General features: G+C 51.8%; 22 protein-coding genes and 1 pseudogene. All 23 read right to left on the reverse strand.

Annotated elements, in window-relative coordinates; translation table 11 throughout:
* Positions 1-24: 24 nt before the first annotated feature.
* The 23 genes and pseudogenes from AABM52_RS22790 to gyrA all read right to left on the reverse strand — a co-directional run bounded on the left by AABM52_RS22790 (position 25) and on the right by gyrA (position 25,563).
* Positions 25-1,041 carry a glycosyltransferase family 4 protein gene (locus AABM52_RS22790; protein WP_347912676.1) on the reverse strand — a complete coding sequence of 339 codons (1,017 nt, stop codon included), beginning with the start codon at positions 1,039-1,041 and terminating at the stop codon, positions 25-27.
* Complete coding sequence (locus AABM52_RS22795) at positions 1,041-2,024, reverse strand: SDR family oxidoreductase (protein ID WP_347908146.1); 984 nt, start codon at positions 2,022-2,024, stop codon at positions 1,041-1,043. Before AABM52_RS22795 ends, AABM52_RS22790 begins: the two co-directional genes overlap by 1 nt.
* Complete coding sequence (locus tag AABM52_RS22800; RefSeq protein ID WP_347908147.1) at positions 2,021-3,211, reverse strand: glycosyltransferase; 1,191 nt, start codon at positions 3,209-3,211, stop codon at positions 2,021-2,023. The genes AABM52_RS22795 and AABM52_RS22800 overlap by 4 nt, the downstream gene beginning before the upstream one ends.
* Positions 3,212-3,319: 108 nt before the next feature.
* The gene (locus tag AABM52_RS22805) at positions 3,320-4,282 is read right to left on the reverse strand and encodes an NAD-dependent epimerase/dehydratase family protein (RefSeq protein ID WP_347908149.1); all 963 of its coding nucleotides are present in this window, start codon (positions 4,280-4,282) and stop codon (positions 3,320-3,322) included.
* 14 nt (positions 4,283-4,296) lie between these two features.
* Entirely contained in the window at positions 4,297-5,370 is a 1,074-nt protein-coding gene (locus AABM52_RS22810; protein ID WP_347908151.1) for an EpsG family protein, read from the reverse strand.
* A 40-nt stretch (positions 5,371-5,410) separates the two neighbouring features.
* Positions 5,411-6,319, reverse strand: coding sequence for a glycosyltransferase (locus AABM52_RS22815; RefSeq protein WP_347908153.1), 909 nt, complete (start codon positions 6,317-6,319; stop codon positions 5,411-5,413).
* Entirely contained in the window at positions 6,319-7,614 is a 1,296-nt protein-coding gene (locus AABM52_RS22820) for an O-antigen translocase (protein ID WP_347908155.1), read from the reverse strand. The genes AABM52_RS22815 and AABM52_RS22820 overlap by 1 nt, the downstream gene beginning before the upstream one ends.
* Entirely contained in the window at positions 7,598-8,743 is a 1,146-nt protein-coding gene (gene rffA / locus AABM52_RS22825) for a dTDP-4-amino-4,6-dideoxygalactose transaminase (protein WP_347908157.1), read from the reverse strand. Before rffA ends, AABM52_RS22820 begins: the two co-directional genes overlap by 17 nt.
* Positions 8,740-9,300: an acyltransferase gene (locus tag AABM52_RS22830; protein ID WP_347908159.1), complete on the reverse strand. Its 561-nt coding sequence runs from the start codon at positions 9,298-9,300 to the stop codon at positions 8,740-8,742. Before AABM52_RS22830 ends, rffA begins: the two co-directional genes overlap by 4 nt.
* Positions 9,301-9,339: 39 nt before the next feature.
* Positions 9,340-10,218: a glucose-1-phosphate thymidylyltransferase RfbA gene (rfbA, locus tag AABM52_RS22835; RefSeq protein ID WP_347908161.1), complete on the reverse strand. Its 879-nt coding sequence runs from the start codon at positions 10,216-10,218 to the stop codon at positions 9,340-9,342.
* Positions 10,219-10,432: 214 nt separating this feature from the next.
* Entirely contained in the window at positions 10,433-11,494 is a 1,062-nt protein-coding gene (locus AABM52_RS22840) for a Wzz/FepE/Etk N-terminal domain-containing protein (RefSeq protein ID WP_347908163.1), read from the reverse strand.
* 431 nt (positions 11,495-11,925) lie between these two features.
* Positions 11,926-12,048 (reverse strand): annotated as a pseudogene (locus tag AABM52_RS22845) (dTDP-4-dehydrorhamnose reductase); the annotation flags it as partial.
* Complete coding sequence (gene rfbB, locus AABM52_RS22850) at positions 12,045-13,121, reverse strand: dTDP-glucose 4,6-dehydratase (RefSeq protein WP_347908164.1); 1,077 nt, start codon at positions 13,119-13,121, stop codon at positions 12,045-12,047. The gene rfbB and the pseudogene AABM52_RS22845, both read right to left, overlap by 4 nt.
* Positions 13,122-13,345: 224 nt before the next feature.
* On the reverse strand, positions 13,346-13,585 hold the full coding sequence (locus tag AABM52_RS22855; RefSeq protein ID WP_347908165.1) for a lipopolysaccharide assembly protein LapA domain-containing protein: 240 nt from the start codon (positions 13,583-13,585) through the stop codon (positions 13,346-13,348).
* A 27-nt stretch (positions 13,586-13,612) separates the two neighbouring features.
* Entirely contained in the window at positions 13,613-13,909 is a 297-nt protein-coding gene (ihfB, locus tag AABM52_RS22860) for an integration host factor subunit beta (RefSeq protein WP_150673561.1), read from the reverse strand.
* A 149-nt stretch (positions 13,910-14,058) separates the two neighbouring features.
* On the reverse strand, positions 14,059-14,346 hold the full coding sequence (locus AABM52_RS22865) for a hypothetical protein (protein WP_347908167.1): 288 nt from the start codon (positions 14,344-14,346) through the stop codon (positions 14,059-14,061).
* A 210-nt stretch (positions 14,347-14,556) separates the two neighbouring features.
* Positions 14,557-16,248, reverse strand: coding sequence for a 30S ribosomal protein S1 (gene rpsA, locus AABM52_RS22870; RefSeq protein ID WP_007973639.1), 1,692 nt, complete (start codon positions 16,246-16,248; stop codon positions 14,557-14,559).
* 120 nt (positions 16,249-16,368) lie between these two features.
* Positions 16,369-17,058: a (d)CMP kinase gene (cmk, locus tag AABM52_RS22875; RefSeq protein WP_007973641.1), complete on the reverse strand. Its 690-nt coding sequence runs from the start codon at positions 17,056-17,058 to the stop codon at positions 16,369-16,371.
* Positions 17,055-19,262 carry a bifunctional prephenate dehydrogenase/3-phosphoshikimate 1-carboxyvinyltransferase gene (locus tag AABM52_RS22880; protein WP_347912677.1) on the reverse strand — a complete coding sequence of 736 codons (2,208 nt, stop codon included), beginning with the start codon at positions 19,260-19,262 and terminating at the stop codon, positions 17,055-17,057. The genes cmk and AABM52_RS22880 overlap by 4 nt, the downstream gene beginning before the upstream one ends.
* A 28-nt stretch (positions 19,263-19,290) precedes the next feature.
* Positions 19,291-20,403, reverse strand: a complete 1,113-nt coding sequence (gene hisC / locus AABM52_RS22885; RefSeq protein WP_150726238.1) for a histidinol-phosphate transaminase — start codon at positions 20,401-20,403, stop codon at positions 19,291-19,293.
* A 13-nt stretch (positions 20,404-20,416) separates the two neighbouring features.
* Complete coding sequence (gene pheA / locus AABM52_RS22890; protein ID WP_007939916.1) at positions 20,417-21,511, reverse strand: prephenate dehydratase; 1,095 nt, start codon at positions 21,509-21,511, stop codon at positions 20,417-20,419.
* The gene (gene serC, locus AABM52_RS22895; RefSeq protein WP_347908170.1) at positions 21,511-22,596 is read right to left on the reverse strand and encodes a 3-phosphoserine/phosphohydroxythreonine transaminase; all 1,086 of its coding nucleotides are present in this window, start codon (positions 22,594-22,596) and stop codon (positions 21,511-21,513) included. The genes pheA and serC overlap by 1 nt, the downstream gene beginning before the upstream one ends.
* 312 nt (positions 22,597-22,908) lie before the next feature.
* The gene (gene gyrA, locus AABM52_RS22900; RefSeq protein WP_347908172.1) at positions 22,909-25,563 is read right to left on the reverse strand and encodes a DNA gyrase subunit A; all 2,655 of its coding nucleotides are present in this window, start codon (positions 25,561-25,563) and stop codon (positions 22,909-22,911) included.
* Positions 25,564-25,722: the final 159 nt, after the last annotated feature.

A 25,722-nucleotide genomic window follows, 5' to 3' on the forward strand; every position in this document is an offset into this window, starting at 1 on the left:
TCTCAAACAACTTCAAGCGACACATCACACTTCGCGCTGACCAGCTTTGAATCGCAATGCCAGCAGAAGCAAGGGGGCATAAGCTACCAACAATCCGACGAGGCCATCGAGCAGGCCTATCGCCACTAACATGGCAATAGGTAACAGCCAAACCACATTTATGCCGGTTACCGAAAGCGTTACAGGTAAATGGCTGCCGTACTGTCGTGACGCGTACTGATAAGCGTGACTGCGATGCGCCTCGTAGACCTTGTCGCCTCTAATCAGTCGAACGAAAAGCGTGCATGTCGCATCGACAATGAATGCTCCCAGGAGAATCAGCCATCCCCAGAACAAGGCAGGGTTTACCCACGCTGCCTGCAATGACAGAAAACCTAGCGTTATGCCCAGGAATCCGCTACCGGCATCGCCCATGAAAATTCGCGCCGGAGGAAAATTCCAATACAAGAAACCGGCAACAGCCAGCGCGAGCGCAACCGGCCCCCACACAAAACCGGGATTTCCTGAAAGGATGTACAGGACTGCTCCACCCAGGCAAACAAAAATGGCTTCCATACTCGCCAACCCATCGATCCCGTCCATAAAGTTGTACAGGTTCAATAACCAGACCAGATAGAAGCTTCCAAACAAATACGCCGCCCACCCTAGATCAATGGCCATGCCGAACAGGTGAATCGCCGGCATTCCATTGAAAATCACCATCCCGATGATTGCCGAAGAAAAATGGCCGAGCAGTCTCCAACGTGCCGGGACATGACCGTGATCGTCGAGAAAACCAATGATCGCGACAAACCCGCCGGGCACCAGGACAGCCAAGGCGACGGACCATTGAATCTGTTCAGTTACAGCAAGAAAAATCGCACTCAAAAGGAAGGAAACCACGATCGCGACCCCTCCTCCCCTGGGGGTGGGCAGCACGTGCGAGCTCCGCGCGTTAGGGACATCAATAAGGCTATTGGACAATGCGTATCGACGTAGAACAGCAGTGCCTACCAGAGCGCCAACAAACGCCAAAGGTAAAATCCAATATAAATTCGTCATCATTGATGTTCCAAAAATTCTTTGGCTGTTTTGTCTAGAGCGTCTTCGACTGATACTGCTGGGTGCCATCCAAGAAGATGCCGGGTCTTGTGTATGTCGACTTGTAGTGATCCACACAAACGCTGGGAAAGTGATCGACGTCCCAAGGCAACAGCAAAAAATGCCAACATCTTTGCAGGTACCGGAACCAGCCGACTCTTGACCCCTAGCGCCTTGGCAGTGCGTTGTAATAATTCAGTTGTAGACAAATCAATACCATCACTGACCAAAAATGTTTGTCCAGCGGCATTGGGGTGTTCAACGCAAACCATGATCAAACTGACGAGATTATCGAGTGAAACCAAACTTCGTTTGTTATGAATAGAACCAAATGGCAGCGGAACACCCTTGTGGAGCCAAGTCATCATATTTCTAAAATTAGCTTTTACACCTGGGCCATAAACCAAGGTAGGCCGAATGATGACAACCTCCATACCCGTTTCTTTCGAAATAACACGCAATGCGTCTTCGGCTTCTTTTTTGGAGACACCATAGGCATCGGATGGGGCAGGCTTATCGTCAGCGGTAAACGGTTTACCGAAATCTGTCTGTTCCCCATTTACCTTTATGGAACTGATGAAAATAAAACGTTTAACTCCCGCGGCAGCGGCCTGCCGAGCAAGATTGATTGTGCCTTCAACATTAACCCTCCTGAATTCGGCTAATGCATCCCGTTCTACTTCCTTCATCACGTGAACCCGTGCGGCAGCATGAACAACTACAGCAGCGTCCTTTACTCCAGCACTCCAATCGGTTGCAGAGGATATATCCGGAACTGAGAACACCGATGAAGAATGTTTTTGGCTATCTTTTTTTGAACGTACGACAGCCACTGGAAAATATCGCTCAACTTTATCCAGCGCGCGTACCACCGCGGATCCGACAAAGCCACTTGCCCCGGTAATTACGATACGCTGGGGGACCTGAACTGAATCAATAGTCAATTAAAAAACCTCTTATATTCGTTAATCAACAGTTCGGAGCAGGTACTCGCACTGAATTCGGTAATGGCCCGCACCCTGGCAGCCTCCCCCATCGCCTCCAATATACGAGCATCACTCAATATCGAAACAATGGCTTGCTCAAGTGAAGCAGGATCCCTGACAGGAACCAAAATTCCCGTCTCACCATTTACTATCGCGTCAGACAAACCGTAAATATCGGTACCTACCGTTGGTGTCCCCATAGCCGCAGCCTCAATGACAACGGTGCCGAAACCTTCGCGATAGCTGGGTAGACATAGCAAGTCCGCCAGCGCCATATACTTTTCAGGCTCGTTTGAATAACCGATAATTTTAAGGTTGCGACTTAAGTCATCCGTAGAGGCACTAGCGACAATTTCTTCGGCATCGGCTTCAAATGGTCCTACCAGAATGAGAAATACACTTCTATCGGCTCGTACAATTTCACCAAACGCAGACAAAAGCTCTCTGATACCTTTGTCCGGAGTAACTCTCCCGACAAACAAAAGTATTTTGCTACCCTCTGGAATACCAAGACCACTTCGCAAATCGGCCAACTCCTCCTCGCCATAACGAGAAGAATCAAACCGATCAAGATTTATGCCTGCCAAGGATCCACTTCCTAGAACGGAAATTTTTTCAGCTTTTATTATACCGTTGGAAACAAGAAAATTCTTTTGGCTTATACTATCGGCATAACAGTGTGTATTCAGCACCCCTATGATTTTATCACAAAACTTCAGTATTGATTTTTTGACTCCGCCCATCGTTACCCAAGGCTGTCCAGTAAAGGTATGCAGACGAACTTCAGTGCCCGATAAAAAACCTGCAATTGCACAAAGCAATCCAGCCTTTGGCGTCGTAGAATGAATGACATTGAATTTTTTGTTTCTGAAAACCTTAATCAGCGATATCAAACTTAACAAATCCTTTACAGGATCTATCTTACGCTCAATATTTACTGGTATATAATTCGTACTTTCCGCTAGCTGATTACTCATTTCATCGTGACTAGCAATAACAGTAACCGCAGCACCAGAAGCAGCCAATGCGTCAATCTGCGCTTTCAACTGCGTTAGAACAAAAAAAGGAACAGTTGAAACTCGAGCAATTTTTAAGTTTTTATCCTGCACTATGAATCCCTCTCTTAACACCTTGGCTACGTCCATTACCCCGCGTCGAGACAATCAAACCAATAGCTGCACCCATAGGCTGCAAAAAAATACGAACGATATTTTGGAGTGCTTGGTTGCGAAACATAAAGACTACTCCATTTATCAGGCTATCGGCCGTTTTGTAAAAAGCTCACTGATAGCCTCTGGCACATTTTTTTCAGGAACAAAACCGAGAGTGTCACGAATCTTGGTGGCTGGATAAGTTGTTTTGGACACCAGTGCGTCAATACGTGCTGGAGTGACGGGCAGACGCAAAAAACGATTGGCGACGGTAACCATTACGCGTAGCAGAGTTTCTGAAACGCTCCATTTCGGACGAGATACATGTTGTGCGTCGGCCATTCCGTTTATCAAATCAGACAATGGACAGTCATTAGAAATATTAAAAATCTCACCTCTAGCCAAGGGGTGAAATCCACAAAGCATCAAAGCAGAGGCAACGTCCTCAACATGGATATATGTAGCGACGGCATCTCTCCTGGCAGTTCCGATGTAAAAAAACAAGCCTTTCTGTACAATTCTACCAAGCTGACGAAGTGAATTGTTCGTCATGTTTTCACCAAATACGTTAGAAGGCCTCAATATCGAGTAACTAAAAAACTCACTACCCCCACTTTTCATTACCAGTGAGTCGGCTACCGTCTTGGTTTCTTCGTAGGCTCCTTGAGGATTTTCTTTTGTTGTTTCACTTACAATACGGAGCGCACCCTGGGCAGGGCCATATGCTCCAACACTACTTAATTGAACAAAGTGAATGGGGTGCTCCGGAGATGCCTGACGATTAACAGCTGCAATCAAACGACCGGTGGCATCGACATGAAGTGATCGCATGGCCTTTTCATCGCGGATTTCACCCGCGCAATTGAAAACGACCTCACAACCGGATACCAAAGAGTCGTAATTCGTATCAGGGTTCGTCAGATCAGCCAGCACAACCTCCACGCCGCTGAAACTACTTTCAAAGGAGGTACGGGTTACAACCCTGACTTTATGACCCGATGCACACAGGCGCGCGAGCAATTGGCTTCCAATAAAACCCTTAGCACCTGTCAGTAATACAAACATCTCACCTCCCCCTATTACAAAAACACATTTTCGTTTCCAGCTTTTTTTGGTCGTTTTCCAGTTGCTAAACTGGCACATGCGAGGCGAATGACGTACCCGATCTCCAAGGGGTAAAAAATCCAGGCATAAATGCCAAATCTGTCATTATAAGCCACATCAAACATCGCGATATGCAAACAAGAAAGAAACGCACAGATATAAAATATATACGTTTCATTTTTTCGCTCTCTTTCTAGCAGTTTAAGCACCATCAACAACATAATGGAAAACGATGAAAACGCCCAGAAATCCCATCTAAACCCTATGAGATAGTCAATATTATCGACATCAGTATAGTTTATTGACAAACCATAACCTGACAACAACTCAAACAACATGGTCACCAACAAAGAAAAAATCTTAAAATAGGATGCCATAGACACCAACACCCAAAAAACCACTACACCGAAAACACCAATACTCATAATTTGCTTTCGAAAAAGCACAAAGGGAAAGTAAACCAATGAGGACTTATGAAATAATGTTGCCAACAACGAAAAAACTAGACCTCGACGCCAATAATCCTTCACACAACAAACCAAGGCAAAGTTCACAAAGCAAAGAGCAAAACCTTGACGAATAATGTTTGCCGTCAATGAAAAGAAGAATGGATAAAATAACAAAAATCCAAAAACAGGGAGCGCCCAACTAGAGCCATTGCCAAATACAACTTTCAGCAAAAGGTAATAGGACCATAAAAACATAAACGCAACAAAGAAGAAAAAACACTGATAGCTCAAACCAAGAAAACCAAAAAAACTGACTACCCCGATAAAGCCAGGCTCAAAGGTTTGAAATGGATTTTCAAGACCAGAATTAAAACCGTTATAAAAATTTATATAGACCTCAGTATCACCCTCCATATCAAATGGTCGATTAGATATATAATAGGACGCTATGACAATCGCAAGAAAAACGATAGAAGCCTCTAGCGTGCGAAACAGATTGTCCGCCCTATTATCAGGCACCAACGCTCTCACTGCAGTCAATAAAAGCAGGAAAACACTTATTACATACAGTGGCGTGCCATACAACTCTAAACCTGCCATTCTCTCGCCTCGATCAGCCTCATATCGCACCGCTCTCTAGTCAACGAACTTTGCTCTCAGGGCCTACATGCTTTCTGACGCTTACCGTATCCATAAATTTGTGTAGTCGAAAGTAGTAAAAATTCCGCAATAGAAAAATCACCCCCTTGAATGTGCATTTATGAGTAGATTTCGCCATCGCCAGAAACGTGACAACAAAATTAGAATATAGATCTTTTCTCAGCTCTGGTAGCTGATAAAAATATCGATACAAATCATCAAAATAAATCGTATACGATTTTATTTTCCCTTTGGTCGTCGACAAATAAGAACCCGCAGATGGATTACACCGATATTTGACTAACGGAGAATTTATGTAGGCCGCCCTACCATTAGGAAGTAAAGAATCGATAACGAAGAACCACTCCATAAATTCTCGAGTAATGACTGCCTTCCTGGAAGTTCGACGATAGGCGTAAGAACTGTGAACCGCGATCGCTCCCCACCGAGCCATTTCCTGAAGCGAGATAAAAGAAACCAGGCCTGCGTCAGAACTTGGGTACTGAGTTTCAGAAGCGTAAGAACCGTCATCAGAAAAATAAATGGCTTTGTGGAACACGACATTTACATCCGCATTCTCTTTAAAAATATTATACTGCTGCTGAAGCTTCCCCGGCAGCATGACATCATCACCATCAAAATGATAAACAACATCTCCGGACGCCATCTTGTGGACACCATGGTAATTCAAGGCGGCGCCAACGTTTTTCTCTCTCAGCAGCAGCTTTATTCTACCTTCGTGCTTGCTTGAGTACTCACGAAGTATTTCCTGCGTTCGATCGGTTGAGCAATCATCCGAGACAATAATTTCGCAGTCAAAATCTATATCCTGAGAAAGGATACTATCCAGACACTCCTCTATGTAATCCTGCTGATTATAACAAGATACAACTACACTCCCGGATAACATCAGGCATTTCTCCTTTTATAAATCACAAAACCAAAAACCGAAACGATAAAATAAATTACATTCATTATTAAATTAGCGATAAAAGCGCCTTCGACGCCCTGTCCACTATTCAAAAAAAACAGACTTAAACTGCAAAACACTACACCCTGAGTCAGTTCACTTAGCAAGTATATTTTGAGTGCCGCCCGTGCTACTACGACGAAGCTTATCACGTACGTGATAACACGGAAAAAATCTGCTAGCAGTTGATACTTAATAAGACCTTCAAGCTCGGAAAACTCGGATGAAAGCAGTAATGGAATTACGTATTGACGAAGAGCGAAAAACACCGCTCCACCCAGTACGAAAAGCACCATAACGAGCTTCATAAACTTAAAAACCAGAGGTGTAATGTCCGACACTCTGCTCTTTTCTGAAACCATTGGCATAAAATAAACAGCGAGAAAAATCGTAAAAAAACCCATATATGCACTGGATATCTTTATCGATGCCTGCCAAATACCTGCTGCTACAAATCCAACATGCTCAATAATTTGCTCACGAATAATAATTTCGACCAATGGAACACTGATTGCTCCAACTGTTGCCATCAATGTAAAGGACAGCAATCGTTTAAAACCTTGTTTCTCAAACTTGAAACCGATGGGCAACTTCAAGAAAATAGATTTACAGTAAAAATACAGTGCCGGTATCGAATAAAACGAGAAAAAAAGCACCATCGATATTGCTGCACCGACAAAATTAAATCTCTGAATCAAGATCCAACTTACCGGGAGAACCAATATATTTCCGACTATTTGAATGACCGCAAAAGTCTTGGTATCGCGAAGACCATTTGCGACGCCCGTCACTAGATTGGTAAAAGCAAACCCAAACTGAGAAACAGAAAGAAATACTACAATCCAATAATAATCAGGCGTCTTAAAAATATAGCTAGAGATAACCCTGGAAAAAGAAATCCCCAACAAACACACAACAACACAAAAAGTTAAGGAGTAAGCTTTGGAAACCGCGATCGTCTTCAGCAGTTCCTTCGGTTGTTTTTTGTACTGTGCAACATATTTAATAAGGCCGTTTACAATCCCTCCTCCCGCAAGAAGAGAAAGCATGGTGACAGCACTCATAAAATGCCCCAACTGCCCCATACCCTCTGCACCAAGGTATACAGCAACAAGCTTAATGAAGGCGAAACCTACTCCGATTTTCGAAATTTGGGCAAGAGTAGTTAAAGCGGCGCTAATTAGCGCACGCTTACTATCAGAGAATTTTTTTGCTACTTTACTGGTCGGATGCATGAACCGCACCGATGACAACAGAAGTTACTCGATCTATGTCCTTCTTTTGCATTCCGTACCAAATTGGCAGACGAATCAGGCGCTCACTCTCAACTGTGGTGCAGACATCTTTGCCATGAAAACGACCAAGCCGCAATCCCGCAGGCGCTGAGTGGAGTGGAATGTAATGGAAAACTGCACCGATCTCTTGATCTTTGAGTAAGCCCAGTACTTTTGTTCGAACGTCGATATTCCGAACTTTTATATAGAACATATGGGCATTGCCGACACATCCATCAGGTGTCGTGGGGAGTTCGATATAGCCAGCATCGGAGAGTTCTTTTAATGCCAGATAATAACTTTCCCAGATATGACGTCTTGCACTATTTATCTCGTCAACTTTTTCGAGTTGACCGAATAGATAAGCCGCTTGCAGTTCTCCTGGGAGATAACTACTACCCACATCGACCCAGGTATATTTATCAATCATGCCGCGGAAAAACAGGCTGCGATTAGTTCCTTTCTCTCGAATGATCTCTGCCCGCACTATAAACTGTTCATCATTTATCAGCAGCAGTCCTCCCTCACCGCCACTTGTATAGTTCTTTGTTTCATGAAAACTATAGGCTGCCATGTGGCCAATGGTACCTAACGCCTTGCCTTTATAGGTCGACATCATACCTTGTGCGGCATCTTCGATGACAAACAAGTTATGTTGCTTTGCGATGGACATAATTGTGTCCATTTCGCATGCAACCCCCGCGTAATGGACAGGCACAATAGCTTTGGTTTTGTCGGTAATTGCAGCCTCAATAAGCGTCTCATCAATATTCATAGTGTCAGGGCGAATATCAACAAATACGATTTTTGCACCGCGCAATACAAAAGCATTAGCTGTGCTAACAAACGTATAACTAGGCATGATCACTTCATCGCCCGGCTGAATATCGATCAGCAGAGCAGCCATTTCAAGCGCCTGAGTACACGAAGGTGTTAACAATGCTTTTTTGCAGTGTAGTTTTCCTTCAAACCAACGCTGACAACGAAGGGTGAACTCCCCGTCACCAGACATCTTTCCGCTGCGCATTGCGGAAATGACGTATTGGTCTTCATTTCCGGTATAAGGTGGTTTATTAAATGGAATAGTCATTTTTGTTCATCCAGAAACATTTGTTCGAGTGCCAGGAGATCTCGCTTACGCTCCTTCACTCGCTCAGCAGGAACACCAACGTAAATCCCCCATGGATCAGTGCTTTTCGTAACCAGTGCCATAGCACCTATCGAGCAGCCCTCTTTAATAGTGACTCCAGGCATCACTATTGCTCCCGCACCGACTATTACATGACGCTCCAGCTTAACCTTCTCGAATATTTCATTTTTATACCTCTTTGGAACCAACGAGTTAGTAAGTGTGGCACCACTGTAATCGTCTGATTGCGAGAAAATTTTGACACCATAAGCCAACGTGCAGAAGTCGGAAAATTCAATACCTGGCACTCCACCAGCAACGAGGCACATTGGTGTAATATGATTGTACTTACCAAACACCACGCGCCCCGACACCACGCAAAAATCATCTATTCGCGTGTAATCCCCAAGGTCAATCAACTCTGGATTATAGATAGCAGCCTTATCACTGATTTTTACTTCTTTCCCGAGGGTTCTGAAACCTAGTTCACTCAACTGTATTGCGCTCAAGTATGCCATAGGCCACCCATGTAGAACTTAACTCAAACTCTAAACAAATTACTTTTCATCAATCTCGTCAACCAGACTCAACAAGTACTGCCCATAACTGTTTTTCTTCAGTTCATTGCCAGTACTTTTGAGTTCTGCAACGGTCAACCATCCATTATTAAAGGCAATTTCCTCTAAACAGGCGACCTTGTAACCCTGGCGTTTTTCTATTGTTTCAACAAAATGCGAAGCCTCGAGCAAGCTTTCGTGCGTACCGGTATCCAGCCACGCAAATCCTCGCCCCAGAAGTTCAACGTGCAAACTTCCTCGTTCCAGATATGCCTGGTTTATGCAGGTAATTTCCAACTCGCCGCGTGCAGAAGGCTTGACGTGCTTTGCAATTTCAATCACGTCATTGTCGTAGAAATACAACCCGGTTACTGCGAAATTGGACTTTGGCTTGAGTGGCTTTTCTTCAATTGAGATCGCTTTACGATTTTCATCGAACTGAACTACACCAAATCGCTCCGGATCCTTCACCTGATAACCGAATACTGTTGCGCCGCTTTTACGCTTCGTTGCCTCTTGAAGCATGGGCGTAAACCCCTGACCATAAAAAATATTATCGCCAAGTACCAAACATACCGAATCCTTACCAATAAATTCTTCACCGATAAGAAATGCTTGTGCAAGACCATCGGGACTTGCTTGAACTGCATATGTGAGGTTGACACCGAACTGCTTGCCATCAGCAAGCAGACGTTGAAATCCAGCTTGATCTTCAGACGTCGTGATAATCAGGATGTCACGGATCCCGGCGAGCATGAGCACAGAAAGCGGGTAAAAAATCATCGGCTTGTCGTAAATCGGAAGCAGCTGCTTGGATACCCCTTTCGTCAGAGGGTACAAACGAGTTCCCGAACCGCCTGCCAGAATGATGCCTTTCATACTCTTCCCTCGTGCCTGATCCTAGGCTTCTGATCAACATTGATACAAACAATCTACCGGCTAAACATAATCGTACACCTGTTTAGTGCTATTTTTCCGATAGACGAACATAAGGCCGTCCCGCAATACGATCAGCGCCACTCAATAGCCCCGACAAAACCAAACACCCATCACGATAAATAAAATCTATCAAAATCAGCGAAATCGCTGTGTGTTATAGGCCTTTCTGTACGGACACCTTATTGGCCACAAGAAAGTCCCGAACAACTGCAACAACCATCCCAAAAACAAGACCTAAAAACATACCTGCCAGGATTACAAATAAGAATTTTGGCTTGACTGGTGCGCCCGATTTTTCTACGAGCCCATCTATCCTGAAAGCTTTAGCTTCTCGATGGCCTTTTGAAAGTCGACTATAAAAATTGTACTTCGTTTCTATCTCTCGCAATTTGCCGATAAATGGATCGTCAGACTTCCTTGCTTTCAAATTTTCTATTTCAGCCGTCAGTGCTTTCGTGCCGCGCATATAGGTAAGATCACCCTCCATGTTACCTACAATACCCATCGAGGCTTTCGAGTCGCTGCCAACGGCAGGTGGCTTTTCAAGACCAATCGCTTGGGCAACTACCAGGGCCTCACGAAGTTTAATCAAGCTATCTTCTCTTGTCTTGTCTCCAACTTCCCGCAGCGAGACTATTTCTTGAAGAAGATTTTGAGATTCAATATCATACTCACTAGAGATATTTTTATTAATCTCTTGCATCGCTAATTGCTGCGCACGCTCCAACAATTGCTCAACCCACTTGGCGCCGATTTCCGGATCATTATTCAGGATAACAACAGAGTATCGATCCATCGCATCTTTACCAACTATGGAGACAACAAGATTCTTCGAAAGCTTCTCATATAACTTTCCCTTGGGATCCTCATTCTTACCCTGTGCAGCTAAATATGTACTTTTGAAAAACTCACGACGAAGTGATTCACTTTGCAAGTTTTTCAAAAAAACCGAATAAACTTCTTTTACCGTAAACTGAGGCAACTTTGACTGATCGATGCGACCGTAGTTTAAGTTCTCGATGTCATTTTGGGTAGGCGGGATCACAAAAGCCTTCGCTTCGTACAAAGGCTCTGCGAGGAATGCATAGGTAGCGGCTACGAATGCCCCCAGCAGCGCAGCACACAAAATCACCAGCTTTTGTCGCCAAAGTGTATAAGCAAGCGCGTGCAAATCGAGACCATCATTGACTACAGAACTACTTGAACCAACCTGCATATCCTAAAACCCTTGAAATAAAAAAACTATAGCCTCAACCATGTAAAACACCTTCAGCTCCTCTCTGCACGCGCGTCACTTACTCAAATCAGTGCCCTTCAATGAGTTTAGTCAAACATAGAGGTGAAAACATTTTATTTAAGCATGGCAAAAATCTTTAAAACCATGACAGCTAGAATAACAAATTGATATTCATTGAAAACTACAGTCCTATTTTTGTGTTTATTAGTCGCTTATGAGCCCCCTGAGCATCTCGGCTTATGCCCGCGTGCCAGCTTGGCAAGTACATAGCGGATACCCGACAACTCTTTCCGAGTCTGAATTTGCAGAATCGCCAATGTGGTGACATCGGCGATCGGATCCGCACCTGTCGCAACCCCTATCTGATCAGCAATGATGCTTAAAGTTTCAAGCTCTTTGGAAGGGCATAACAGATCAGGCAAGTCTTCGAAGAGACCATCAACCTTCTGACGATCCAGCTCGCCCAGTGGCGCGAGTGATCGCTGCTGCTCCCGGCCGACCTGGCTGTTTTTCCCGAGCAGGAGGACTTTCATACCGTACTCGAACGACCCGCGTAATTCTGTTCGATCCACTGCTGGTAGCTACCGCTCTTCACATGCTCCACCCAATCAGTGTTCTTCAGATACCACTCTACCGTCTTGCGGATGCCCGTTTCGAATGTTTCTTCCGGTACCCACCCAAGCTCACGCTGAATTTTGCTGGCATCAATTGCATAACGCTGGTCGTGACCTGGACGGTCCTGAACATAAGTGATCAGGCTAGCGTGGGGACGGTGAGCAGAGTCTGGACGCAGTTCATCGAGCAACGCACACAGCGCAAGGACGACTTCGATATTCTGCTTTTCGTTATGACCACCAATGTTGTAAGTCTCACCGATGACGCCTTCGGTCACAACTTTGTAGAGTGCGCGGGCATGATCTTCGACATAGAGCCAGTCACGAACCTGATTGCCTTTGCCATAGACAGGTAGAGGCTTGCCTTCCAAAGCATTGAGAATGATCAGCGGGATCAATTTTTCAGGAAAATGGCAAGGGCCGTAATTGTTCGAGCAGTTCGTGATCAGGGTTGGCAGACCGTAAGTACGGCTCCAGGCGCTGACCAGGTGATCGGAACTGGCTTTGCTGGCCGAGTAAGGCGAGCTTGGCTGATAGGCTGTAGTTTCAGTGAACAAGTCTTCCGGACCTTCCAGGTCTCCGTAAACTTCATCAGTCGAAATGTGGTGAAACCGAAAACTGGCTTTGCGTGTATCGTCCAGCGCCATCCAATATTGACGAGTAGCTTCCAGCAAGGTGTAGGTGCCGATGATATTGGTCTGGATGAAATCGGAGGGCGTCGAGATCGAGCGGTCAACGTGCGACTCTGCAGCCAAATGCATGATAGCGTCGGGTTGAGACTCAAGCAGTACGCGATCGATATGGTCACGGTTGCAGATATCAACGCGCTCGAATACATAGCGCGAGCTCTGACTGAATTCCGCTAAAGACTCGAGATTACCGGCATAGGTAAGTTTATCGACGTTAACAACAGAATCGGCGGTATTCGAAATGATATGACGAATGACTGCCGAGCCAATAAATCCGGCTCCGCCGGTTACGAGAATTTTCACGCGAAACCATACCCTTGAGTTGCTGACGGAGCTGCACATCGGTGCTGCCAAATCCATGTATAAAAAGCCACCAAAAATGCGGCTTCTGTCAGAGCTAGTCAAAATCGATGTGGAGATAGACCACTCTCGAACAAGCGCAACATTTTACAGCTTAATGACCGATTTACTAAGGGATGTAGAGAATCTGTGACGCGAGCTCTCTGAGCACTTCTTACTTGATGTTACTAGACCAGCCACTTGCGCAAAATCCTGGACGATCGTCCTAGAATCCAACCAAGTAACGGTCCGATGACCATCCCTGCCAGCAAAGCCAGAACTATTACCAAAGATACTGGCAGTTGCGGGCCGGCCCAACCGAGAAAAAACAAGGTCACTGATTGCTGATTCTCCAGCACGAACGCCAGGATCATCAGCACCAGAAAAAGGATTAACACGCCAAGCAGCACTCGCATGAGATTACGCATGAAGAGCTCCTTGATCGGCAGCGACTGTCAAAGCACATCCTCCTCTTCTTCATTCACCCGGTCACGTAGCTCTTTACCTGGCTTGAAGTGAGGAACGAATTTGCCGTCGAGACTGACAGACTGGCCGGTTTTCGGATTGCGCCCTACTCGTGGCGCGCGATAGTGCAGAGAGAAGCTGCCAAACCCCCGGATCTCGATACGATCCCCGGTAGCCAGACATTGGGACATTTGCTCAAGCATGGTCTTGATGGCCAGCTCCACATCCTTGGATGAGAGCAGCCCTTGATGGGTGACAATTCGTTCGATCAACTCCGACTTCGTCATATTTTTCCCTTCTTTTTCAAGCAGCTAGATCAGCGCTTCAAAGGTTTTAGCACGCCTGAACGATTTTGAACAGCCTGACTTTTAGCATCTATCCCAGCCCCTCAAAATGCTTGATTCCGGGAACGGGAAGACTCTGGACGATCACCCTGTCATCGGCAAATCACCAGCATGGTGCGCGTCAGGAAACCCGCCGGGTTGAACCCAAAAAGCCCCCCCTCCTCCTCTTCCTTAAGATCATCAGACCGTGTCAAAACCTTGTAGCCCGCACCCTTACACTCCTTGGCCGCGCGCTTGTAACACTTCTCCCATTTCGAACCGAGCCCCGAACAATCAACCTCAATACCGCTAACCCCACGCACTACGTGAGTCTTGGCGTTAGTGGTACAACCCGCCAGTGCCAGTGCCAGTGCTGCTACTGCGACAATGAGCTTGTTCATTCACGTCCTTTTGCCAGAAAGCCTACCGGGCGATCATTAGTCTCAGGCTAAAGACTAGCTGTAAATAAGCGTTTGATCCGACTAAACAATCAGACCTTCTTTCGGCGTTTTTGGTTCACGATCCTAGCGGCTACATCCACAGGTAACTCACCAAACGCCAGGCACAAAAAAGGGCGACCAAAGTCGCCCTTTTTTACAGAAAGTCAGAACTTAGTTCTGTTTTTCCATTTGTGCACGCAGCAGGTCACCCAGAGTGGTGGCCACAGGAGCATCAGTAGCTACTGGCTTGTCGCGCAGGCTCTGGATTGCTTCTTTCTCGTCTTCAACGTCTTTCGACTTGATCGAGAGCTGAATTACACGGCTCTTGCGGTCAACGCTGATGATCTTGGCTTCTACTTCTTCGCCTTCTTTCAGAACGTTGCGCGCGTCTTCAACGCGGTCACGGCTGATTTCGGAGGCTTTCAGAGTCGCTTCGATATCGTCGGCCAGAGTGATGATGGCGCCTTTAGCGTCAACTTCCTTCACGATGCCTTTAACGATGGCGCCTTTGTCGTTCTCTTGAACGTACTCGGAGAACGGATCGCTTTCCAGTTGCTTGATACCCAGGGAGATGCGCTCGCGCTCTGGGTCAACCGACAGGATAACGGTGTCCAGCTCGTCGCCCTTCTTGAAGCGGCGAACGGCTTCTTCGCCCACTTCGTTCCAGGAGATGTCGGACAGGTGAACCAGACCGTCGATGCCGCCGTCCAGACCAATGAAGATACCGAAATCGGTGATCGACTTGATGGTGCCGGAGATTTTATCGCCCTTGTTGAACTGGCCAGAGAAATCTTCCCATGGGTTAGATTTGCACTGCTTGATGCCCAGGGAGATACGACGACGCTCTTCGTCGATGTCCAGAACCATAACTTCCACTTCGTCGCCGACTTGTACGACTTTCGAAGGGTGGATGTTCTTGTTGGTCCAGTCCATTTCGGAAACGTGTACCAGACCTTCAACGCCTTCTTCCAGCTCAGCGAAGCAGCCGTAGTCGGTCAGGTTGGTTACACGCGCGGTAACGCGAGTGCTTTCCGGGTAACGAGCTTTGATAGCAACCCATGGATCTTCGCCCAGTTGCTTCAGGCCCAGGGAAACACGATTGCGCTCGCGATCGTACTTCAGAACCTTGACATCGATCTCGTCGCCAACGTTGACGATTTCGGAAGGATGCTTGATACGCTTCCAAGCCATGTCGGTAATGTGCAGCAGGCCATCGACGCCACCCAGATCGACGAATGCGCCGTAATCGGTGAGGTTCTTGACGATACCTTTGACTTGTTGGCCTTCCTGCAAGGATTCCAGCAGAGCTTCGCGCTCGGCGGAGTTCTCGGCTTCCAGGACGCTACGACGGGAAACGACAACGTTGTTGCGCTTCTGGTCCAGCTTGATGACCTTGAATTCCAGCTCTTTGCCTTCCAGGTGCGTGGTGTCGCGCACTGGACGGACGTCAACCAGAGAACCTGGCAGGAACGCACGGATGCCGTTAACGTCGACAGTGAAGCCGCCTTTAACCTTACCGTTGATAACGCCCTTGACCACTTCTTCGGCTGCGAAGGCTGCTTCCAGAACAATCCAGCATTCAGCGCGCTTGGCTTTTTCACGGGACAGCTTGGTTTCACCAAAGCCGTCTTCAACCGAGTCCAGAGCAACGTGAACTTCGTCACCGACGTTGATGTTCAGTTCGCCAGCGTCGTTGTAGAACTGCTCAAGCGGGATGAGTGCTTCAGACTTCAGGCCAGCGTGAACGGTTACCCAGCGAGCCTGGTAATCGATATCAACGATAACACCGGTGATGATGGAGCCTGCCTGAAGGTTCAGGGTTTTTAGGCTTTCTTCAAAGAGTTCCGCAAAGCTTTCGCTCATTTTAATTCCTGTTGATGAGGGCGAAGAATACGCCCATCTCCACACCCCAGACGGTGTGGGTTAGTTTCATTTAAAAGAAGCCACCGCAGGACTATGACTGGTCCCCTGCGGCCTTCTTGGTCACCCGGCGATATCGCGAATGGCGATCTCGCTCATGATGCGTTCCAGCACCTGGTCGATGGATAATTCCGTGGAATCCAGCTGTATGGCGTCAGCCGCCGGTTTGAGCGGGGCTACCGCTCGCTGGGTGTCACGCTCATCGCGCGCACGTATCTCATCTAGCAGACTCGACAGACTAACACCCTCGACCTTGCCCTTCAACTGCAAATATCGACGGCGTGCCCGTTCCTCGGCGCTGGCGGTCAGAAAAATCTTCAGCGGCGCGTCGGGGAAAACCACTGTGCCCATGTCGCGACCATCCGCCACAAGGCCCGGCGCTTCCTGAAAAGCACGCTGGCGCTGCAGCAGCGCCTCGCGTACAGCGGGCAGCGCAGCCACCTGGGAAGCGCCGGAACCGACGCTTTCGGTGCGAATGACATCGCTGACTTCATCACCTTCCAGAATGATGCGTTGCAACTGACCGTCCGTCGCCGCGATGAACTGCACATCCAGATGAGCGGCGAGTTTCTTCAGCAGCTCTTCATTGGTCAGGTCGACACCGTGGTTATGCGCGGCGAAGGCCAGCAATCGGTACAACGCACCGGAGTCCAGCAGGTTCCAGCCCAGGCGCTTGGCCAGAATCCCGGCTACCGTGCCCTTGCCCGAACCGCTTGGCCCGTCGATGGTGATGACCGGTGCAATGTTGTTCACGACTGCGCCTCTTGTGCCACGCGAATACCGACCTGTGCGCACAGCGCCAGGAAATTCGGGAACGATGTCGCGACGTTGGCGCAATCATGAATGCGGATCGGCGCACTGGCGCGCAGCGAAGCAACGCTGAACGCCATGGCAATACGGTGATCACCATGACCGTGCACTTCACCGCCGCCGATCTGGCCGCCGTCGATGATGATGCCATCCGGGGTTGGTTCGCACTTGACGCCCAATGCCAGCAAGCCATCCGCCATGACCTGGATGCGATCCGACTCCTTGACCCGCAGCTCTTCAGCGCCACGCAACACGGTGCGCCCTTCGGCACAGGCAGCGGCGACGAACAGCACCGGGAACTCGTCGATCGCCAGCGGAACCAGCGCCTCGGGAATCTCGATACCTTTGAGTTTAGCTGCACGTACGCGCAAGTCAGCTACAGGCTCGCCACCCACTTCACGCTGGTTTTCCAGGGTGATGTCGGCGCCCATCAGGCGCAGGATGTCGATCACACCGGTACGGGTCGGGTTGATGCCGACGTGTTCCAGCACCAGTTCCGAACCTTCAGCGATCGAGGCCGCCACCAGGAAGAACGCCGAGGACGAAATATCACCCGGGACTTCAATGTGGGTCGCGGTCAGCTTGTTGCCGGACTCGACCGATGCGGTCGCGCCGTTGACCGTTACCGGGTAGCCGAAGCCACGCAGCATGCGCTCGGTATGGTCGCGGGTCGGAGCAGGCTCGGTAACCGTGGTCTTGCCTTCTGCATACAGACCGGCCAGCAGCAGGCAGGACTTAACCTGGGCGCTGGCCATCGGCATGGTGTAGGTCAGGCCCTTGAGCTTGCTGCCGCCACGAATGGTCATCGGCGGACGACCTTCGGCGGCGGTTTCGATCACCGCGCCCATTTCACGCAGCGGATTGGCCACGCGATTCATCGGGCGCTTTGACAGCGAAGCGTCGCCGGTCAGGGTGCTGTCGAAGTTCTGCGCAGCCAGCAGGCCGGACAGCAGACGCATCGAAGTGCCGGAGTTGCCCAGATAGATCGGGCCCGGTGCAGGCTTCAGGCCATGCAGGCCAACGCCGTGAATGGTCACGCGACCGTGGTGCGGACCTTCGATGACCACGCCCATGTCACGGAATGCCTGCAAGGTCGCCAGGGCATCTTCGCCCTCGAGGAAGCCTTCGACTTCGGTGACGCCTTCGGCCAGGGAGCCAAGCATGATCGAACGGTGGGAAATCGATTTGTCACCCGGTACGCGAATCCGACCGGACAGGCGGCCACCAGGTTGAGCCAGGAAAATCAGATCGTTGGAATTCATAGCGTCCACATAGGCCCTGCGGGCCAGGATTTTACTGAAATGCTCGCGGGCAACCCGGGCGCGAGTGAAAACGCCCAACAATTGGTGCCCATCCCCTGCATCGACCGCGTCGCGCAAGGCGTCGAGATCGCTGCGAAATGTATCGAGTGTGCGCAGGACAGCTTCGCGGTTGGCGAGGAAGATGTCGTGCCACATGACCGGGTCGCTTCCGGCGATTCTTGTGAAATCGCGGAAACCGCCCGCAGCGTAACGGAAGATCTCAAGATTTTCATTGCGCTTGGCCAACGAATCGACCAAGCCGAACGCCAGCAAGTGCGGCAGATGACTGGTCGCAGCCAGCACTTCATCGTGACGCTCGACCTGCATGTGCTCGACATCGGCGCCCAGTTCGCGCCACAAACGGTCGACTACCGCCAGGGCAGCAGGATCAGTCTGATCCAGCGGCGTCAGGATCACTTTGTGGCGACGGAACAGCTCGGCGTTGGAGGCTTCCACCCCGCTCTGCTCCGAACCGGCAATCGGGTGCCCCGGCACGAAGCATGACGGCATCTTGCCAAATGCCTCGGTGGCCGCACGCACCACATTGCCCTTGGCACTGCCGACATCGGTCAGGATCGCCTGCCCCAGATCCATGCCCGACAGACGCGCGAGCACTTTTTCCATGGCCAGGATCGGCACCGCCAGCTGGATGATGTCGGCGCCCTGACAAGCAACGCCCAGGTCTTCCTCGCAGCGATCCACCACACCCAACTCGACCGCGAGCTTGCGCGATTGCGGATCGAGATCGACCCCGACCACTTCGCGGCACAGACCGCTTTCACGCAACCCCTTGGCAAACGAACCGCCGATCAACCCGAGACCGACTACCACCAGGCGACCGATCATAGGTTCAGCAGATTGCAGTGCAGTGACATCAACCACGAGCCAGAACCTTGGTCAGCGCTTCCAGGAAGCGGCTGTTCTCTGCCGGCAGGCCAATGGTGATGCGCAGGTGATTCGGCATGCCATAGTTGGCCACCGGACGCACAATTACGCCTTCACGCAGCAAGCCCTGGAACACCGGGGCCGCGACCTGGCCGAGATCGACGCAAATGAAATTGCCCTTGGACGGAATCCAGCTCAGCCCCAGCTCACGGAAACCGGCTTCCAGTTGCTGCATGCCGGACTCGTTCAACTGACGGCTTTGCGCCAGATACTCTTCGTCCTTCAACGCCGCACAGGCCGCGGCCAGGGCCAGACTGTTGACGTTGAACGGCTGGCGTACACGGTTCAGCACGTCTGCGACTACCGCCGTGGACAAGCCATAACCCACACGCAGCGCCGCCAGACCATAAGCCTTGGAGAAGGTGCGGGAAACCAGCAGGTTCGGATAAGCCGCCAGGAAGTCCAGGCCATCCGGCAGATCGCTGCCTTCGGCGTATTCGATGTAAGCCTCGTCCAGTACGACCAGCACATGCTCCGGAACATCCTGCAGGAACTCGTCCAGCGCCTCGGCGTCGAACCAGGTCCCCGTCGGGTTGTTCGGGTTGGCGATGAACACCACGCGGGTGTTGGCATCGATCGCCGCCAGCATGGCAGGCAGGTCATGCCCCCAATCCTTGGCCGGAACCACCTTGGCCTGCGCGCCGACCGCCTGGGTGGCAATCGGGTAGACCGCGAACGCATGCTCGCTGAACACGGCATTCAGGCCCGGTGCCAGATAGGCGCGCGCAACCAGCTCCAGGATGTCGTTGGAACCGTTGCCCAGCGTGACCTGATCGAGTTCGACGCGGCACTGCTCGGCCAACAGGCTCTTGAGCGCAAAACCGTTGCCGTCCGGATAACGGGTCAGCTCAGGCAGCGCATCGCGGATCGCCGCCAGCGCCTTGGGGCCAGCGCCCAGCGGGTTTTCGTTGCTCGCCAGTTTGACGATGCTGGCTGGATCGAGGTCCAGCTCACGCGCCAGTTCGTCCACGGGCTTGCCCGGAACGTAAGGCGAAAGTTGTTGCACGCCCGGCTGTGCCAGAGCGAGGAAATTGCCACTCATTTGCTACCGCCCCTTAAAGAACTGCTTTCGGGTAGGAACCCAGCACCTTGAGTGCCACTGCTTCCTGACTGATCTTTTCCAGCACACCTTTGACCAGCGGGTCGCGGTGGTGGCCGACGAAGTCGATGAAGAACACGTAGGTCCATTTACCGCTGCGCGACGGACGAGTCTCGATTCGCGTCAGGTCGATGCCATTGTCGTGGAACGGCACCAGCAACTCGTGAAGCGCACCCGGCTTGTTGCTCATCGAAACGATGATCGATGTCTTGTCGTCGCCGGTCGGCGGCACTTCCTGGTTGCCGATCATGAGGAAGCGCGTGGAGTTATCCGGACGGTCCTCGATCTTCTCGGCCAGACGGGTCAAGCCGTACAGGCCGGCCGCCATGTCGCCGGCAATCGCCGCCGAGTTCCACTCACCCTTGACCCGCTTGGCCGCTTCGGCGTTGCTGGACACCGCCACGCGCTCGACATTCGGGTAATGGGCGTCCAGCCACTTGCGGCACTGGGCCAGGGACTGGGCGTGGGAGTAGATGCGACTGATGCTGTCGGTCTTGGTATTTTCACCGACCAACAGGTGATGGTGGATACGCAGCTCGACTTCGCCGCAGATCACCATGTCATGTTCCAGGAAGCTGTCGAGGGTGTGGTTGACCGCGCCCTCGGTGGAGTTCTCCACCGGCACCACGCCAAAATTCACCGCCCCCGCCGCCACTTCACGGAACACTTCGTCGATCGCCGCCATCGGCTTGCTGATCACCGCATGGCCGAAGTGCTTCATGGCCGCCGCCTGGGTGAACGTGCCTTCAGGGCCGAGATAAGCCACTTTCAGCGGCTGCTCCAGCGCCAGGCACGAAGACATGATTTCACGGAACAACCGCGCCATCTCTTCGTTGCCCAGCGGCCCCTGATTGCGCTCCATGACACGCTTGAGCACCTGAGCTTCACGCTCAGGACGATAGAACACCGGCACTTCGCCTTCGGCCAGCGAGGCCATCTTTACCCGCGCGACTTCCTGGGCGCAGCGCGCGCGCTCACTGATCAGCTCCAGGACCTTTTCGTCCAGGGCATCAATGCGCAGGCGCAGTGCCTTGAGTTCTTGCTCAGACATTAGCCATGTTCCTTCTCGAACTCTGCCATGTACGAAATCAGCGCGTTGACGGCGTTGATGTCGACGGCGTTATAGATGGAGGCGCGCATGCCGCCCACGGAACGGTGGCCCTTGAGGTTCAACAGGCCACGCTCGTCGGCACCGGCCAGGAACGGCTTGTCCAGACGATCATCAGCCAGGCGGAACGGCACGTTCATCCACGAGCGGTCCGACTTGTTGATCGGGTTGCTGTACAGGCCGCTGGCATCGATGAAGCCGTACAGCGTGCGCTGCTTGACTTCGTTGAGCTTGCCGATGGCCTCGACGCCGCCCTGCTCCTTGAGCCACTCGAACACCAGGCCGGACAGGTACCAGGCCAGGGTCGGCGGGGTGTTGTACATCGAACCGTTATCGGCCGCGACCTTGTAGTCGAGCATGGTCGGGCACAGGGAACGGGCCTTGCCCAGCAGGTCTTCGCGAACGATGTTGACGACGATACCGCTCGGGCCGATGTTTTTCTGGGCGCCGGCGTAGATCATGCCGAAGCGCGAAACATCCACCGGGCGCGACAGGATGTCCGAAGACATGTCGGCGACCAGCGGTACATCACCGGTTTCCGGAATCCATTGGAATTCCAGGCCGCCGATGGTTTCGTTCGGCGCGTAATGGACGTAGGCCGCGTCTTTCGACAGCTTCCATTCGTTCTGGCCGGGAATGGCGAAATAGTCGTAAGGCTTGGCGGTGCCGGCAACATTGACGTGACCGTAGCGCGAGGCTTCTTCGATGGCTTTCTGCGACCAGATACCGGTGTCGATATAGTCGGCCGAGCCGTTTTCCGGCAACAGGTTCAGAGGAATCTGAGCAAATTGCTGGCTGGCGCCACCTTGCAGAAACAGCACTTTATAGTTCGAGGGGATATTCAGCAGATCACGCAGATCCTGCTCGGCCTTGGTGGCAATGGACACGAACTCATCGCTGCGATGGCTCATTTCCATGACCGACAGACCCTTGCCGTGCCAGTCGAGGAGTTCACCCTGGGCGCGCTGCAGGACAGCTTCGGGAAGCGCCGCAGGACCGGCACAGAAGTTATAGGCTCTCTTGCTCACATCCAATCTCGCTCTGATTTGGTGGTATCACGCAATAAATCACAACATCAATCGCCACGAAACTCATGTGGGAGCGGGCTTGTGTGGCGAGGGGGCTTGCCCCCGTTCGATTGCGAAGCAATCGTAAATCGGTCACTGCTTTCCAGAGCAAGACCGCGACGCCTGGTTTCAGGGGCGCTTCGCACCCCAACGGGGGCAAGCCCCCTCGCCACAACAAGCCCGCCCCCACATTTGATCTTCGTGGGTGTCGAAATTTTCTCATCGGACAAACAACAAGGGGGCGAATTTTCATCCGCCCCCCTGCTTACCCGCTTATTCCTGTGGTTCTTCGTCAGCGGCGGCGTCGAGCTGCTGATCATCAACGACGTCGTCGATCACGACTTCGCCGTCGAACACTGCACCCTCTTCACCCTCCAGCTCTTCGCCCTCGACTTCCGACGGTTCCTGAACCCGTTCCAGGCCTACCAGCGTTTCATCGCTGGCCAGCTTGATCAGGGTTACGCCCTGGGTGTTACGACCCAGACTGGAGACTTCGTCGACACGGGTACGAACCAAAGTACCCTGGTCGGAAATCAGCATGATCTCCTCGCCGTCGAGCACCTGGACCGCGCCGACCAGACGGCCGTTGCGGTCGTTGCTGACCATGGCGATAACGCCCTGGCCGCCACGCTTGTACTCAGGGAACTCGGTGATCGCCGTGCGCTTGCCGAAACCACGGGCCGAAGCCGTGAGGATCTGGCTGCCTTCTTCCGGGATCAGCATGGAAATCAGCTTCTGGCCTTCCGGCAGACGCATGCCGCGCACACCGCGAGCGGTACGACCCATGGCGCGAACGTCGGTTTCCTTGAAGCGAGTCACCTTGCCGCCGTCGGAGAACAGCATGACTTCACGACTGCCATCGGTAATGGAAGCGGAAATCAGCACGTCGCCTTCATCCAGTTCCAGCGCGATCAGGCCGACGCTGCGTTGACGGCTGAAGGATTCCAGCGGGGTCTTCTTCACGGTGCCTTTGGCGGTAGCCATGAAGATGAAGTGACCTTCGGTGTATTCCTCGACCGGCAGCATGGTGGTGATGTATTCATCACTGTCCAGCGGCAACAAGTTGACCAGCGGACGACCACGGGCAGCGCGGGACGCTTCAGGGATTTCGTAGGTTTTCAGCCAGTACACCTTGCCCTTGCTGGAGAACAGCAGCAGCGTGGTGTGGCTGTTGGCAACCAGCAGGTGAGCGATGTAGTCCTCATCCTTGACGCCGGTCGCCGACTTGCCTTTACCGCCACGACGCTGGGCCTGGTACGCAGCCAGCGGCTGGGTCTTGGCGTAGCCACCGTGGGAAATGGTCACGACGCGCTCTTCTTCCGGGATCATGTCACCCAGGGTCAGGTCGAGACGGGCATCGAGGATTTCGGTGCGACGCACATCGCCGTATTCGGCACGGATCACTTCCAGCTCTTCGCGGATCACTTCCATCAGGCGCGTGGCGCTGCTGAGGATGCGGATCAGCTCGCCGATCTGGTTGAGGATCTCTTGATACTCGGCCAGCAGTTTTTCGTGTTCCAGACCGGTCAGGCGGTGCAGACGCAGTTCCAGAATGGCTTGCGCCTGCTCTGGCGACAGGAAGTACTTGCCTTCGCGCAGACCGTATTGCGGGTCCAGGGTCTCTGGACGGCAAGAGTCGGCACCGGCACGCTCTACCATCGCGACAACGGCGGAGGATTCCCAAGGCGTGCTGATCAGCGCTTCCTTGGCTTCCGACGGCGTTGGCGAGGCCTTGATCAGGGCGATGACCGGGTCGATGTTCGACAGGGCAACCGCTTGACCTTCAAGGATGTGACCACGCTCGCGCGCCTTGCGCAGTTCGAACACGGTACGGCGGGTCACCACTTCGCGACGGTGACGGACGAAGGCTTCCAGCAGGTCCTTGAGATTCAGGATCCGCGGACGGCCGTCGATCAGCGCGACGATGTTGATGCCGAACACCGCTTGCAGCTGGGTCTGGGCGTAGAGGTTGTTGAGGATGACCTCAGGCACTTCGCCGCGACGCAGCTCGATCACGACGCGCATACCATCCTTGTCGGACTCGTCGCGCAGTTCGGTGATGCCTTCGAGCTTCTTCTCTTTTACCAGCTCGGCGATCTTCTCGATCAGACGCGCCTTGTTCAGCTGGTAAGGGAGCTCGGTGATGACGATCTGCTGGCGGCCACCGACCTTGTCGATGTCTTCGATCATCGAGCGGGCGCGCATGTAAATGCGGCCGCGACCGGTGCGGTAGGCTTCGATGATGCCGGCGCGACCGTTGATGATCGCGGCGGTCGGGAAGTCCGGACCGGGGATGTATTGCATCAGCTCGTCGACAGTCAGCTCTGGATTGTCGATGAGCGCCAGGCAACCGTCGATGACTTCACCGAGGTTGTGCGGCGGAATGTTGGTCGCCATGCCCACGGCGATACCGCTGGAGCCGTTGACCAGCAGGTTGGGAATACGGGTCGGCATGACCGCCGGGATCATTTCGGTGCCGTCGTAGTTCGGCACCCAGTCCACGGTTTCCTTATGCAGGTCAGCCAGCAGCTCGTGCGCCAGCTTGGTCATGCGCACTTCGGTGTATCGCATGGCCGCGGCGTTGTCGCCGTCCACCGAACCGAAGTTGCCCTGGCCGTCTACCAGCAGGTAGCGCAGGGAGAATGGCTGCGCCATCCGAACGATGGTGTCGTACACCGCGGTATCACCGTGGGGGTGATACTTACCGATCACGTCACCGACAACACGGGCAGATTTCTTGTACGGCTTGTTGAAGTCGTTGCCCAGCTCGCTCATCGCGAACAGCACGCGCCGGTGCACGGGCTTCAAGCCATCGCGCGCATCCGGCAGTGCCCGCCCGACAATTACGCTCATCGCGTAGTCGAGGTAGGACTGCTTCAGCTCGTCTTCGATATTGACCGGGAGGATTTCTTTGGCCAGTTCGCCCATGAGAAGCCTGATTCCTTTTTCTGGTGAAACCTCGTCACATCCATATGGGACGAACGAAGCTCGCCGATACAGGCTGAGTGCCATGCACCGACTTACGACAAATCAACGAGTTATGCCATGGATCTGCGCAGTACGGGTCGCCACTTCGGGCAACCCTGG

The sequence above is a fragment of the Pseudomonas grandcourensis genome (assembly GCF_039909015.1).
Classification (GTDB): Bacteria; Pseudomonadota; Gammaproteobacteria; order Pseudomonadales; family Pseudomonadaceae; genus Aquipseudomonas; species Aquipseudomonas grandcourensis.